Origin of the sequence: Actinoplanes sandaracinus, from assembly GCF_030009775.1 — a bacterium.
GTDB lineage: Bacteria > Actinomycetota > Actinomycetes > Mycobacteriales > Micromonosporaceae > Actinoplanes > Actinoplanes sandaracinus.
Genome location: NZ_JASCTH010000021.1, coordinates 45,233 through 59,135, shown reverse-complemented (window position 1 = coordinate 59,135; position 13,903 = coordinate 45,233). Strand labels below are relative to the sequence as shown.

At 72.0% G+C, this 13,903-nt stretch carries 11 protein-coding genes; 5 read left to right on the top strand and 6 right to left on the bottom strand.

Annotation, left to right across the window (positions count from 1 at the left end; translation table 11 throughout):
* Positions 1–104: 104 nt before the first annotated feature.
* The gene (locus tag QLQ12_RS29045; protein WP_282763742.1) at positions 105–1,100 is read left to right on the top strand and encodes a rhamnogalacturonan acetylesterase; all 996 of its coding nucleotides are present in this window, start codon (positions 105–107) and stop codon (positions 1,098–1,100) included.
* On the opposite strand, the gene QLQ12_RS29040 is transcribed toward QLQ12_RS29045, so the two are convergent.
* From QLQ12_RS29040 to QLQ12_RS29020, 5 genes are read right to left on the bottom strand one after another with little or no spacing between them, the layout of a single operon-like run.
* Positions 1,014–3,554: a tetratricopeptide repeat protein gene (locus QLQ12_RS29040; RefSeq protein ID WP_282763741.1), complete on the bottom strand. Its 2,541-nt coding sequence runs from the start codon at positions 3,552–3,554 to the stop codon at positions 1,014–1,016. The two genes, QLQ12_RS29045 and QLQ12_RS29040, sit on opposite strands and share 87 nt — an antisense overlap.
* On the bottom strand, positions 3,551–4,024 hold the full coding sequence (locus QLQ12_RS29035) for a hypothetical protein (protein WP_282763739.1): 474 nt from the start codon (positions 4,022–4,024) through the stop codon (positions 3,551–3,553). The genes QLQ12_RS29040 and QLQ12_RS29035 overlap by 4 nt, the downstream gene beginning before the upstream one ends.
* A gap of 2 nt (positions 4,025–4,026) precedes the next feature.
* A complete protein-coding gene (locus QLQ12_RS29030) occupies positions 4,027–4,491 on the bottom strand; it encodes a MaoC family dehydratase (RefSeq protein WP_282763738.1) in 465 nt (154 codons plus the stop codon).
* Positions 4,491–5,324, bottom strand: coding sequence for a patatin-like phospholipase family protein (locus tag QLQ12_RS29025; protein ID WP_282763737.1), 834 nt, complete (start codon positions 5,322–5,324; stop codon positions 4,491–4,493). The genes QLQ12_RS29030 and QLQ12_RS29025 overlap by 1 nt, the downstream gene beginning before the upstream one ends.
* A 13-nt stretch (positions 5,325–5,337) precedes the next feature.
* On the bottom strand, positions 5,338–6,300 hold the full coding sequence (locus tag QLQ12_RS29020; protein WP_282763736.1) for a helix-turn-helix domain-containing protein: 963 nt from the start codon (positions 6,298–6,300) through the stop codon (positions 5,338–5,340).
* A gap of 70 nt (positions 6,301–6,370) precedes the next feature.
* Here QLQ12_RS29020 and QLQ12_RS29015 point away from each other — a divergent pair, with 70 nt between their 5' ends.
* Positions 6,371–7,363, top strand: a complete 993-nt coding sequence (locus QLQ12_RS29015) for a saccharopine dehydrogenase family protein (RefSeq protein ID WP_282763735.1) — start codon at positions 6,371–6,373, stop codon at positions 7,361–7,363.
* 96 nt (positions 7,364–7,459) lie between these two features.
* On the opposite strand, the gene QLQ12_RS29010 is transcribed toward QLQ12_RS29015, so the two are convergent.
* Positions 7,460–8,509: a LacI family DNA-binding transcriptional regulator gene (locus QLQ12_RS29010; protein WP_282763734.1), complete on the bottom strand. Its 1,050-nt coding sequence runs from the start codon at positions 8,507–8,509 to the stop codon at positions 7,460–7,462.
* A gap of 148 nt (positions 8,510–8,657) precedes the next feature.
* Here QLQ12_RS29010 and QLQ12_RS29005 point away from each other — a divergent pair, with 148 nt between their 5' ends.
* The 3 genes from QLQ12_RS29005 (at position 8,658) to QLQ12_RS28995 (ending at position 13,901) form a co-directional block, all read left to right on the top strand.
* Positions 8,658–10,922, top strand: a complete 2,265-nt coding sequence (locus QLQ12_RS29005) for a putative bifunctional diguanylate cyclase/phosphodiesterase (RefSeq protein ID WP_282763733.1) — start codon at positions 8,658–8,660, stop codon at positions 10,920–10,922.
* Between the two features lie 136 nt (positions 10,923–11,058).
* Positions 11,059–12,816, top strand: a complete 1,758-nt coding sequence (gene ctaD, locus QLQ12_RS29000) for an aa3-type cytochrome oxidase subunit I (protein WP_282763732.1) — start codon at positions 11,059–11,061, stop codon at positions 12,814–12,816.
* A gap of 179 nt (positions 12,817–12,995) precedes the next feature.
* Positions 12,996–13,901 (top strand): alpha/beta hydrolase family protein, encoded by a 906-nt coding sequence (locus QLQ12_RS28995; protein ID WP_282763731.1) that lies wholly within the window; start codon positions 12,996–12,998, stop codon positions 13,899–13,901.
* Positions 13,902–13,903 lie beyond the last annotated feature (2 nt).

Genomic DNA, 13,903 nt, shown 5'->3' with positions numbered 1-13,903 from the left:
ATCAGCGCGGCGGGCTGGAGCAGACGCGCCCTTGACGCGCGCATCACCGACCTGTTTCATTGGCTTCCGTCAATGTAAACGTTTCAATCGTCAAGGGGTAACCCGTGAAGCGTCCGCTCATCACCGTCGCCGTGACCGCCGCCCTGGTAGCGGCTCCCGTCCCGGCCGCCGCCCACGGCCCCCTCGAGGCGGACTGCACGGCCGTCTGCCATTTCGACGTGCCGCCCGGCGTCTACGACGTCGCCGTGGTCCTGGGCGACCCGGCCGCCGCCGGGGTCACCGCTGTCCGCGCCGAGGCCCGCCGGATGATGCTCGCCGCGATCGCCACCGAGCCGGGCCGATTCACCCGGCGGCAGTTCAGCGTCGACGTGCGCGACCCCGAGGGCGAGCCGACCAAGACGGCTTCCGGCTCTCCCGGCCTGACGCTCACCTTCACCGGCGCCGCTCCGCGCGTCCGGCACGTCACGGTCCGTCCCGCCAGGCGGCCGCCGATGCTCTTCCTCGCCGGCGACTCGACGGTCTGCGACCAGGACACCGCCCCCTACACCGGCTGGGGCCAGGCACTCCCCCAGCACCTGCGCCTTGGCGTGACGGTGGCCAACTACGCCGACTCGGGCGAGAGCACCGCGTCCTTCCTGGCCGACCCGCGGCTGTGGGCGGCCATGCTCGCCCGTGCCGGCCGCGGTGACGTGGTCCTGATCCAGTTCGGCCACAACGACAAGACCACGACAGCCGCCGACTACCGCGCCAACCTGACCCGCATGGTCACCGAGGTCCGCGGGCGGCACGCCCGCCCGGTGCTGGTCAGCCCGCCGGTGCGCCGCCGCTTCGACGCGACCGGCCGCCTCGACGAGGTGGCCCGCCACGTCAACGGCCTGGGCGTGAACCTGCCCGCCGAGATGGCCGCGGTCGCCGCCGAGCAGACCGTCCCGTACATCGATCTGACCGCCGACAGCGCCGCCCTGGTGGAAGGCCTCGGCATCGAACCGTCCAAGGCTCTCTACCTCCCCGACCTACGCGACTACACCCATTTCTCCGAGGCCGGTGCCGACCAGATCGCCCGCCTCGTCCTGGCCCGCCTCAGCGACCTCGGGCGGTAACCCGTCGAGATGGCGGCGGATCAGGACCGCGCTGCGGTCGTCACGGGCCTCGGTGAAGGCCTCCAGCGCCCGATGCCAGCTGGCCCGGCCCTCGTCGATCGCACCTGTCCGCACCTGTGCGTCGCCCAGGCCGGCCCAGGCCCCGGCCTGGCCGTGCCGGTCACCGGCACGCGAGAAGATCTCCAGGCACTGCCCGAAGGCCGTGATCGCCTGGTCGAATCGGCCAGCTTCACTCGAAACGCTGCCCAGATTGTGCAACGCCGAGCCCACGCCGTGCTGGTCACCGACGCTCCGGTACAGCTCCATGGACCGTTCGTGAGCCGTGATCGCCTCTTCGAGCCGGCCCACCTCGGCCAGAGCGATGCCGAGATTGTTCGAGGCCCCGGCCTCCTCGTGCCGGTCCCCGGTCGCGCGGAAGACGTCTCCGGCCTGGACATGTGCGCGGATCGCCTCGTCGGGCAGGCCCGCGGCGGTCAACGCGACGCCGAGATTGTTCAAGGCCGTGCCCTCGCCGTGCAGGTCACCGATCTCGTGGAAGATCTCCCGGGCCTGGATGTGCGCGGCGATCGCCTCGTCGACCCGGTCGACTTCCTTCAACGCCCAGCCGAGGCAGTTCCACGCCCTCGCCTCGGCCCGCCGGTAACCCGTTTCGTGGGCGATGTCCCGAGCCTCGGCATGAGCGGCGATCGCCTCCTCGAACCGGCGCACCTCGGTCAGCGCCAGACCCAGATTGTTGAGCGTCCGGCTCTCGCCATACCGGTCGCTGGTCTCCCGATAGATGGCCCGGGCAGTGGTGTGGGCGGTGATCGCCTTGTCGAACCGGCGCACCTGCCGCAGCGCCAGCCCGACGTTGTTCCACACCCGACCCTGGCCGTGCAGGTCGCGGGTCTCCCGGAAGATCTCGTAGGCCCGGGTGTGAGCCTCGACCGCTTCCTTGAATCGGCGCATCTCCCGCAGGGCGACGCCGAGGTTGTTCCACGCGCGGCCTTCGCCCCGCCGGTCGCCCTCCTGGTGGAGGAGTCCGCGGACCTTGGCGGTGACGGTGATCCAGTCCGTCAAGTGCCGGCGAAACTCCAGGAAGCCCCCGAGGGTGAACCCGAGTTCGGTCGTGATCCGGGTGAGGGGGTGGTCGGCGACGACGACGGCGACCAGATTGGCGTGTTCACCGTCGAGCCAGGACAGTGCCTGGTCCGTGCCGGTGAACACGCGGGTGTCGTCCGGTTCGGCCGGGTCGAGGTAGGTGACCGCGGCGCGAGCGGTGTCCTGGAAGAAGCCGAAGAGGCGCCGACGAGCCCGATCGGTCTCGGTCTCCTCACCCCGTTCCGCCGCATAGACACGGAGCAGGTCGTGCATCACCCAGCGTTCCGGCGCCGACTCGGCGATCAAATGGGCGCGGTGCAGGTCGGCGAGCAGGGCCGCGGCGCGTGGCTCCGGCAGGCCGGCGAGGTGGGCGACGGAGCGGGTCGCGATGTCCGGACCGGGATTCACCGGCAGCAGCCGGAACAGACGGGCCTGGTCGCTGGAGAGGTTCCGGTGGGAGAGGTCGAACGCCGCACGCACGGCGACCTGCTGACGGGTCAGTCCGTCGAGCCGGTCCTGTCCGTCGCGCAGTCGCGTGGCCAGGGCCGAAGCCTCCAGCTGAGGTCGGTCGGCCAGGAGCGCGGCGACGATTCGCAGGGCGAGGGGCAGGCCGGCGCACCGTTCGGCCAGGTCTGCCAGGCCGGCGCGGGTGTCGCCGCGCAGGCGCGGGTCGTCAGCACCGCGGCGGGCCGCGACCACCTCGGAGATCAGCGTGACCGCTGATTCCGGGTCGAGGACGTCGAGGTCGTACGTGGGCGCGTCGAGGTCGAGGGTATGCCGGGAGGTGACCAGCACCGGTATCCCGCCGCTGCCGGGCAGCAACGGACGGACCTGGTCCTCGCTGGAGGCGTTGTCGATGATCAGCAACAGTCGCCGGCCCTGGGCGTGGCAGGTGTCCAGGACGCTGCGCCAGAGGCGGGAACGGTCCTGTTCCCCCGCCGGTATGCGCTCTCCCGGGATTCCGGTCGCCGCGAGCCACCCGGCCAGCGCGTCACTCGCCGAGAGCCGCCGCCCGGGGTCGTAGCCGAACATGTCGACGAACAGCGCCCCGCCGGGGAACCATCCGTCGGCCAGGGCCCCGTGCGCGGTGTGGAGCACCAGTTCGGTCTTCCCGATCCCGGCCATCCCCGCCACGGCCGAGACCAGGTGGACCCCGCCGGGGCTGCCGGGCCGCAGGGCCTCGCGAAGGGCGCCCACCATGTCGGCCCGGCCGGTGAAAACCCGTGATGCCGGCGGGAGCCCGGCCAGGGACGGCCGGCTCTCGGCGGGCAACTCGACGTGGATGTCCCGGCCCTGGATGACCGGCCCGAAGAAGGCCCCGGCGGTGATCGAGTTCGCCACGGAGCCGTCGCCCGCCTGGGGAGCCGTGGTCATCGCCCGTCGCCGTCGCGCACATCGCCCGGGGGCGGCGACGGCGGTAGCACGACATCAGTCAGATCGCGCCCCATGATCAGCATGCCGTAGAAGGTGCCGCCCTCCACCCGGTTCTCCACCTCGCCCGGCTCCGCCGCCCGGGCGGACTCGGGTGACGGCGGGATCGGCGTACCGGTCAGGCTCGTCCGCCGCACGTCCCGCACCAGCAGCGCCGGCCCGGTGACCGCCCCCTCGGCAATGGTGTTGCGCACCGGCCCGGCGCCGGCCGGCTGCGGCCGACGCGCCAGGATGATGCCGTACCCGGCCGCCAGGAGCCCGGCGAGGGCGACGAACACGCTGATCACACTGGCCCACTGATCGGCTCTCTCGATGCCCTGGCCGGCCAGGAACAGGCCCAGCCCGAAAGCCGTCGCCCCGCCCACCAGCGACCCGGCGACGGTCCACCCCCGCATGCGTCCGCGTGCCGTCATCCCTACGGCGTGGACGGCTGGGCGTAGAGGGCGAGCACCTGGTCGGCGACGCAGGCCGGCCGGGTCGCGCCCTCGATCTCGGCCCGGGTCCGCACGACGACGCGCGCGCCGGAGGCGATGCGCCGGACCTCCCGCAGCGTGACGAGGCCGCGCAACCGTGAGCCGGCGGGCACCGGCGCCTGGAACCGGACCTTGTCGAAGCCGCCGTTGACCACCATCGTCACCCCGTCCACCTGCACGACCTCGGTCAGGAAGGTCATGCACAGCGACAGGGTGAGCGCGCCGTGCGCGACGGTGCCGCCGAACGGGCTCTCCTCGCGGGCCCGCCGCGGATCGGTGTGGATCCACTGCCGGTCCCCGGTGACCTCGGCGAACCGGTCGATCCGTGACTGGTCGACCAGGTGCCAGGCGCTGACGCCGAGCGCCTCACGGCCGAGCAGGTCCTCCAGGCCCGCGAACCGCGTCATCAGAGCCAGACCGCGCGTACGTCCTCGGCGAGCGCCTGGCCCTGACGGATCCCGGCGCGGACCGAGGCCGCCCGGTGGGCGGGGTCCATCATGTTCTGGCCCATCTCCTGGAGCGCGGCCGTGTCGGGCTCGATGAGCAGGCTCCGGCCCGCACCGGAGGCGGCGATCTCCGCGGTGATCCGCGCCCGGGTCAGTGCCGCCATCGGCGCGATGACCACCAGATGGTCGGCGCCGGCCGCGAGGTCGGCGGCGGCGCCGACGCGGATGCCGCCGTCCATGTAGCGGCGGCCGTCGATGGTGACCGGCGGGAAGATGCCCGGTACGGCACAGCTCGCGGCGACGGCCGACCACAGCGGGACACCGGAGGCCGCGTCGAAGACGAGATCCCGCCCGTCGGCGGTGTCCACCGCCGTCACCCGCAGGTCGCGGTCGGGCCAGTCCTGAACCGGCAGTCCGGCGCCGATCATCGCGACATAGGTCTGCTCGTCACGGGTGGGCGCGGCCAGCGCCATGGCCCCCACCCGCGCCCGGGCCTCCTGAGGCGGGATGGACGGGTCTGCCAGCACCGCGAGCGCGGCGAGCACCTGGCTGTTCCCCGGCCCGCCGGACGAGGAGGAGCGGCCGGCGGGCACGTCCTTCTCCTGTTGCGCCGCCGCCATCTCCAGGTCGCCGCCGGACGCCAGCAGCGTGCCGACGACCGAGCCGGCGGATGTGCCGATGATGGTGTCGGCCTCCCCGAGTCGCACGCCGGCCCGGTGCAGACCGCAGAGGACGCCGATCTCCCAGGCGATGCCGGTGACGCCGCCGCCACCCAGAACCAGAGCTCTAGTCACGCGGCCGAAGATATCAACTTGTGGCGATGCCCGCGCCCGGCGCGCTGCGGAAGGTGCGGCGATAGGTGTCCGGTGGCACACCGACGGTGCGCTGGAAGTGCCGGCGCAGCGTGGTGGCGGTCCCCAGCCCGGCCGCGCCGGCGATGGCGTCGATGCTGTCGCCGGTGTTCTCCAGCAGCTCCTGGGCCCGGCGGATCCGCTGGGTCGACAGCCACTGCAGCGGGGTGGCGCCGGTGACCGCCTTGAAGTGCCTGGCCAGGTTGCGGGAGCTCATGTTCGCCCGGCGGGCCAGGTCTTCGACGGTCAGCGGCTGGTCCAGCCGTCGCATCGCCCAGGGCAGCACGTCGCCGAGCGGATGATCGTCGCGTTCGGGCACCGGCGTGGTCACGAACTGGGCCTGCCCGCCGGCCCGGTGCGGCGGCATGACGAGGCGGCGGGCGACGGCGTTGGCGACGGTCGAGCCGTGGTCGCGGCGGATCAGATGCAGGCACAGGTCGATCGCGGCGGCCTTGCCGGCGGAGGCGAGCACGCGGCCGTTGTCGACATAGAGCACGTCCGGGTCGACGGTGACCCGCGGATAGCGCGCGGCCAGCACCTCGGTGTGAGCCCAGTGAGTGGTGGCGCGCAGCCCGTCGAGCACCCCGGCGGCGGCCAGCACGAACGCGCCGGTGCACAGCGAGACGATCCGGGCGCCGGACTCGTGGGCCGCGCGGACGGCGTCGAGCAGCTCGCGTGGCGGCTCGGCGTCGACGTCCGCCATGGCCGGGACGATCACGGTGCCGGCGCGGGCGAGCCGGTCCCATCCGTCGTCGGGCTCCACCCCGAACCGGCCGACCCGGACCGGACCGGAGCCGCAGACCACCAGGTCGTACCACGGATCGGCCAGCCCGGTCGGGTCGCGGGTGAACACCTCGCAGGCCATCGCGAACTCGAAGTGCAGCATTCCGTCGGTGGCGGCGAGCGCGAGCGTACCCATGTCCGAAATTGTATGGGTGTTGTCATTGCAGACACTCCCCCGGCTCGCCCGCCGCTGAAAGGATCAATACATGAACACAGACCAGACAGTTGCGGTCGTCGGCGCGTACGGGCACACCGGTCGTTTCGTGGTGTCGGAGTTGCGCGCCCGCGGGTTCGTCCCGCTCGCTCTCGGCCGTGACGAGGAGCGGCTCCGGGCGCTGGGCGCCGAATACCGTGTGGCGTCCGCCGGCGACGTGACGCTGGACGGGGCCGCCGCCGTGATCAACTGTGCGGGCCCGTTCGCGTCGACCGCGGCGCCGGTGATCGAGGCCGCCCTCCGCGCCGGCATCCCCTATGTGGACGTGGCGGCCGAGATCGAGGCCAACCTCGACACGTTCGCGCACTTCACCGAGCGGGCCAAGGCCGCGGGCATCGCGGTGGTCCCGGCGATGGCCTTCTTCGGCGGCCTCGGCGACCTGCTGGTCACCACGGCGATGGGCGACTGGACGGCGGCCGACGAGGCACACATCGCGTACGGCCTGAGCAGCTGGCACCCCACCGCCGGCACCCTCGCCGCCGGCGCCGTCTCCCGGGACCGCCGCGACGGCCGCCGGATCCGTTACACCGGCGGCCGGCTGGAACATCACACCGACGATCTGCCCACCGTGGAGTGGGACTTCCCCGCCCCGCTGGGCCGCCGCCCGGTCCTCGCCGAGTTCACGATGGCCGACGTCGTCACGGTCCCCAGCCACCTGGCCATCCCCGAGGTGCGCGACTACATGACCACGGTCGCGGCACGGGACCTGGCGACCCCCGGCACGCCGTCGCCGACCGCGGCCGACGAGCAGGGCCGGTCCGAGCAGACCTTCACCGTCGACGTGATCGTGCGCTCCGGCGACGCCCGGCGGCGTGTCACCGCGACCGGCCGCGACATCTACGCGATCAGCGCGCCGCTGGCGGTCGAGGCGGTGCAGCGCATCCTCGACGGCCGCACCCGCACGACCGGCGTCGCCTCGGCCGGCGACATCTTCGACGCCGCCGACTTCCTGCGCGCCCTCTCCCCGCACCTCACCGTCAGCTGAGCCGACCACGATCCCGATCTTCGGCGTACGCCGGAAGCGCCCGCGGGGTGCTGCCACCCGTCGCCGGCCGATCCGGGCGACCGCGCGGGTGAGGCGTCACGTGTTCGTTACCGAATGAGGTCGGGGCGCGGCCGTGGACTCGCGCACGACCAGGTGCGGAACCTCCGGCTCGACCACGGCCTCCCCCGCCAGCCGGGCCACACAGGCCCGGCCCAGTCCCTGGAAGTCCATCCGCACCGTGGTCAGGGCGGGCGTCCAGAGCGCCGCGCCCGGCACGTCGTCGAACCCGACGACGCTCACCTCGCCCGGCACGTCGCGGCCCGCCTCGTACAGCGCGCGGCGCACCGCCAGGGCGATGTCGTCGTTGCCGCACAGGATCGCGGTCACCGCCGGGTCCTTCGCCAGCTCGCGCCCGGCCCGATAGCCGGAGCGGACGTCCCAGCCGGCCGGCACCACCTCCGGCGCCCCCCGGCCGGCCTCGGACAGCGCGTCGCGCCAGCCGCCCTGCCGGGCGCTGGAGCGTGCCTCCGACGGGATCGCCACGTGATGCACCGTGCGGTGGCCCAGCGCGAGCAGGTGGCGGGTGGCCTCCGCGGCCGCGTGCCGCTCGTCCAGCCAGAGCATCGGCCGGGTCGCGTCGGGGATGCCGCCGGCCTCGGTCGCCGCCACCATCGGCACGTCGGCCGGCAGCGCCCGCGCCACGGCCGCGCCCGCCGGGTCGAAGGCGACCACCACGACACTGCCCGCGCTCGGGTCGCTCACGTACTCGGCGGCCTGCCGCACGTCGGCCGCCACGTCCGACTCCACGACCCGCACCCCGACCGCCAGCCCGAGCAGCCGGCCGGCCTGCTCGACACCCTGCAGGACGCCGGCGTAGCCGTACAGCGTGGTGTTGGCGGTGACCACGGTGACCGCGTTGGCACGCCCCGACCCGAGCGTCTGCGCGGCCCGGTTCGGCCGGTACCGCAGCTGCTCCATGGCGTCGAGGACGATCTGCCGGGTCTCCGGCCGCACCCTCGGCGAGTTGTTCAGCACCCGTGACACGGTCTGGTAGGAGACCCCGGCCGCGGCCGCCACGTCCCGGATCTGGGGCCCGGTCTCCCGGCCCTGCCGGCTCCGGCGCTCCGGCCGCTCATCGTTGTCCACGCCGTTACTTCTATCGGAAGCCGACACCCCGGCGGAGTGCCGCCCCGGGCGCCTTCGTCACCCGTACCCCGCCGCGGCCCGTTCTCTCAGGTCTGAGGTCGGCGCGCCGATCACCCGGATGGTGGAATGGACGGTGAGGGGAGGCGGTGTGCATCCGTTGGCCTCCCGGTTGCGGGCGCCGCGCTGGCGTCCCTGGTTCGCGCCGGTCGCTCTCCTGATGGCGCTGGCCGAGGTCGCCCTGATCGTGGCCGGCACGCACGTCGCCTTCCACCGGTTGCTGGTGTGGGCGCCCGCCGTCTGCGGCCTGTCCATCGCGGTCGCCGCGTTCGCCGGCACCTCCGGCACGGCCGACGGCACGCTGCGGATGTTCTGGCGGCGGGTGGCCGTGGCCATGGCGTTCGTGCTCGCCGCGGGCATCAGCCAGACGATCGACGTCGCCACGGTCCCCTACGACGGGATGCCGCCGCTCGGCTCGCGCACCCTGCTCCTGTACGTCGTCGGCACACTGCTGGCGATCGCCTCGCTGCTGCGGCTGCCCGGCGGCGGCCGCAGCTGGCGGCAAATGACCACGGCGGTGCTGGACCTGGCGGTGGTGACGGTGACCGCCGGCGTCGCCACCTCCGAGTACCTGGGCTGGGCCGTCGACCGGTTCGGCGGCCGCGCCTCGGCGTGGTGGCTGAATCTGGCGATGGTCGCGATCGGGGTCGCCGGCGTGGTGGTCGTCGTCAAGATCATGGCGGCGAGCCGGAGCCCGGTGCCGAGGGCCGCGCTGTGGTGGCTGTCGCCGATCGGGATCGCCGGGCCGCTGTCGGCGGTCCTGATGACGGTGCTGCTGCCGTGGCCGCACCTCAACGGCAGCGCCGCGGTGCTGCCGTTCGTCGGCCTGTTCGGGGCGCTCGCCGCGCACGCGCAGCAGCGGGCCCGCGCCGGTCCCGGGGCGCCGTCACGGGTGGCGCACCCGGCGGTGTACCGGCGGGGCGCCGCGATCCCGCTGGTCGCCACCGGGATGACCGGCCTGCTCGTGGGGACGGTCTATCTGCGGACCGGACATCTCACCACGGTTCAGGTGGCCGGGACGCTGCTGTTGCTGCTGCTCGTGGTGGCCCGGCAGGCGGTGGCCCTGGCCGAGAACGCCACCCTGCTGGACACCGTCGCGCACCAGGCGATGCACGACGAACTCACCGGTCTGCGCAGTCGCCGGTACTTCACCGCGGCCGTCGACGGCCTGGAGAGCCCGCACACGGCCGTGCTGATCGACCTGCGGGACTTCCGGTCGATCAACGACAGCCTGGGGCCGGCCGGCGGGGACGCGCTGCTCACCGCGTACGCCGACCGGCTCACCCGGCTCGCCGGGGAACGCGCGGTGGTCGCCCGCCTCGGCGGCGACGAGTTCGGGCTGCTGCTGCCCGGCGACCACCGGGAGACCGCGCCGACGGTGGACCGGCTCAGGGCGGCCTGCGGTGAGCCGCTGTCCGCGGCCGGCCACGAGGTGATCGTGGAGGTGTCGATGGGGATCGCCGACGACGCCGATCTGCACCGGCGGGCCGAGATCGCGTTGCGGGAGGCGACCGCGCACGCGGACGGCCGGGTGGTCCGTTACGACGCCTCGCTGGAACGGCAACTCACCCAGCGGGCGACGATCGCCGCCGACCTGCGCCGGGCGCTGGCCAACGGCGAGTTCTACATGCTCTACCAGCCGGTCGTCGAGCTGCCGCACGGCCGGATGACCGGCGTCGAGTCGCTGATCCGCTGGGCCCGGGCCGACGGCCGGGTCGTCTCGCCCACGGACTTCGTTCCGGTCGCCGAGGAGACCGGGCTCATCATCGAGCTCGGGGCGTGGATCATCGACACCGTCTGCGCGCAGGCGGCCGCCTGGCGGCGGGTGCACGGCCCGGACGCGCTCGGGTCGGTGGCGGTCAACGTGTCGGCCCGGCAGCTGCTCGACCCGGCGTGTGCGGAGCTCGTCGCGGCCGCGCTCACCCGGCACGACCTGCCGCCGAGCCGGCTCACCGTCGAGATCACCGAGACGGCCGTGTTCGGCGGCGGGCGCGCGCTGGCGACCGTGCAGGCCCTGTCCGAGCTGGGGGTGAAGATCGCCCTGGACGACTTCGGGACCGGGCACTCCTCGCTCGGACTGCTGCGCACCTGCCCGGTGGACGCGATCAAGGTCGACAAGTCGTTCGTCGACGGGCTCAACGGCACCCCGCAGCAGGAGGCGATCGCCGCGGCGCTGGCCGACATCGCCGCGAAGATGGAACTGGACACCGTCGCCGAAGGGGTGGAGACCGCCGAGCAGGCTCGCCGGCTGTTCGAGCTGGGTTACCGGCGGGCGCAGGGCTTCCTGTTCGCCCGGCCGCTGCCCGCGGCGGCCATCGACGAGATGCTGGACGGGACGGCCGGCATGGCGGCCTGATCCCGCCTGCGGGCCCCTATACCCGATGCGGCGGGCAGAATGCTGCTCTTACGCCGATCTGGAGCGGATTGCTGCGGTAGACGCCTATAACGGGTATAGGCCACAGTTGTCCGCATCCGCTGGTGAGGAGCTTCCCTTGACTACCGTCGCCCCGAGGCCGGTGCCCGTCCGGCCTCATCCGATTCGCCGGCAGGTGAAAGGGTCGGCGCTGGCGCGGATCCTGCGCACCACCGATGCGAAGCAGATCGGGATCATGTACATGATCACGTCGATCGTGTTCTACATGGTCGGCGGCATCATGGCTCTGCTGATGCGGGCCGAACTGGCCAAGCCCGGAATGCAGATGCTGTCGCCGGAGCAGTTCAACCAACTCTTCACCATGCACGGCACGGCCATGCTGCTGTTCTTCGCGACGCCGATCGTGTTCGCGTTCGCCAACTACGTCGTGCCGATCCAGATCGGCGCGCCGGATGTGGCGTTCCCACGGCTCAACGCGTTCGCCTACTGGCTCTACCTGTTCGGGACGCTGACGGCGATGAGCGGCTTCGTCACCCCGGGCGGGGCGGCGGACTTCGGCTGGTTCGCCTACACGCCGCTGAGCAACTCGCTGCACTCGCCGGGCATCGGCGGCAACGCGTGGGTGGTCGGCCTGGCGATCGGTGGCCTCGGGTCGATCCTCGGCGCGGTCAACCTGATCACCACGATCCTGTGTCTGCGCGCGCCCGGCATGACCATGTTCCGGATGCCGATCCTCACCTGGAACATGCTGGTCACCAGCCTCCTGGTGATCCTGGTGTTCCCGTTCCTGGCGGCCTCGCTGTTCGCACTCGCCGCCGACCGCGTCCTCGGGGCCCACGTCTTCGACGTGCAGACCGGCGGGCCGATGCTGTGGCAGCACCTCTTCTGGTTCTTCGGCCACCCTGAGGTCTACATCATCGCGCTGCCGTTCTTCGGCATCATCACCGAGGTCATCCCGGTCTTCAGCCGCAAGCCCGTCTTCGGCTACAAGGGCCTGGTCGCGGCGACCCTGCTGATCGGCGCGCTGTCGATGAGCGTCTGGGCGCACCACATGTACGCCACCGGCCAGGTGCTGCTGCCGTTCTTCAGCTTCCTCAGCTTCATGATCGCGGTCCCCACCGGCATGAAGTTCTTCGTCTGGATCGGCACCATGTGGCGCGGCCAGATCAGCTTCGAGTCGCCGATGCTGTGGGCGGTCGGCTTCATGGTGACGTTCCTGTTCGGTGGCCTCTCCGGCGTGCTGCTCGCCGCCCCGCCGATCGACTTCCACGTCTCCGACTCGTACTTCGTGATCGCCCACTTCCACTACGTGCTCTTCGGCACGATCGTCTTCGCCGTCTTCGCCGGCATCTACTTCTGGTTCCCGAAGATGTACGGCCGGATGCTCGACGAACGCCTCGCGAAGATCCACTTCTGGCTCACGATGATCGGCTTCCACGGCACGTTCCTGGTGCAGCACTGGCTCGGCACCAAGGGCATGCCCCGCCGCTACGCCGACTATCTGCCGGCCGACGGGTTCACCTTCCTGAACACGTTCTCCACGATCGGCTCGTTCATCCTGGGCATCGCCACGCTCCCGTTCGTCTACAACGTGTGGAAGTCCTACAAGATGGGCCGAGTCGTCACGGCCGACGACCCGTGGGGCCACGGCAACTCGCTGGAGTGGGCCACGACCAGCCCGCCGCCGCTGCGCAACTTCGACCGGATGCCCCGGATCCGCTCCGAGCGGCCCGCCTTCGACATCAAGTTCCCGCACCTGGCGGCCGGCGAGCAGTCCCTGGCCGGCCCACCGGAGGGCGGCGCCCGGCCACTGCGCAAGGAGTCCGACGGCGGCGCCACCTATCACGAGGACATCAGCACCGACCGCGACCGTTGATCGCCGACAAACCGGGGCCGGTATTCCACCCGGCCCCGGTCATGTCGGGAAGACGACACCGTGCAGAAGGAGCGCAAAGCGATGGGCTCCGATAAGCCCTAAGTCGTGGATACTCAGGTCCTCTCCCGAGCGCAGGAATAGCGCCCGAGATCGATTCCGATTCGGGCAGGAGACCTCGAATGGCAACAATCGTCTACATACACGGAAGCGGCAACAAGATTGCCTCCGACGCGCTGAGAAGACAATGGGATCGCGCGTTGTTCGGCCGGGACATGGGCGACGCCTCCCGGATGGCCTACTGGGCGCCGGTCATTCATGCGCGCCCCCTGCCCGACCACGACGAGGACGAGGCCACCCGGCTTCCGGTGTCCCCGCTCGAGTCGGCGGCGCCGCCGGAGGCACAGCCTCCGGACGTGTTCGCCGCCGAGGTGATGCGGCAGGCCGAGACCGAGGCCACCGACGGCGGCACGGCCGGCGCCAAGCATCTCGACTCCTGGCTGCGTGACCTCGTCTACACCGGCGACGCCATCGTCGACGGGGAGAACGCCGCACCGCCGGTGACCTCGCCGTTCGAGGCGCTGCCGCTGCCCGGGCCGTTGCGCCGGGCCGCGTTCCGGGAACTGGTGAAGCGGACCTTCAAGGACGTGTACGCCTACTTCTTCGGCGGCCACGGCGAGGCGATGCGCCGGGTCGTCCGGGACACCCTGACCGGGCTGCCCGGGCCGGTCGTCGTCGTGGGGCACAGCCTCGGCTCGATCCTCGCCTACGACGTGCTGCGCGAGCCGGCTCTCGCCGGGCTGAACGTCCCCCTTCTCGTCACGGTCGGCTCACCCCTGGGTGTGACCGAGGTCCAGGATCTCGTGGCACGCCCACTCCAGGTTCCGGCACCGGTGGCCCAATGGCGTAACGCCTCCGATTTCCGCGATCTGGTGGCGCTCGACCACACGATCCGCCCGGAATTCGACCCGCAGAGCCGGTGCACGGATCTCTCCGTCGCCAATGACAGCTGGAATCATCACGGCATCGGTGAATATCTGAGCGCCGTGGCGGTGCGTCAGCCGATTCTTCAGATCTTCCGACAATGATC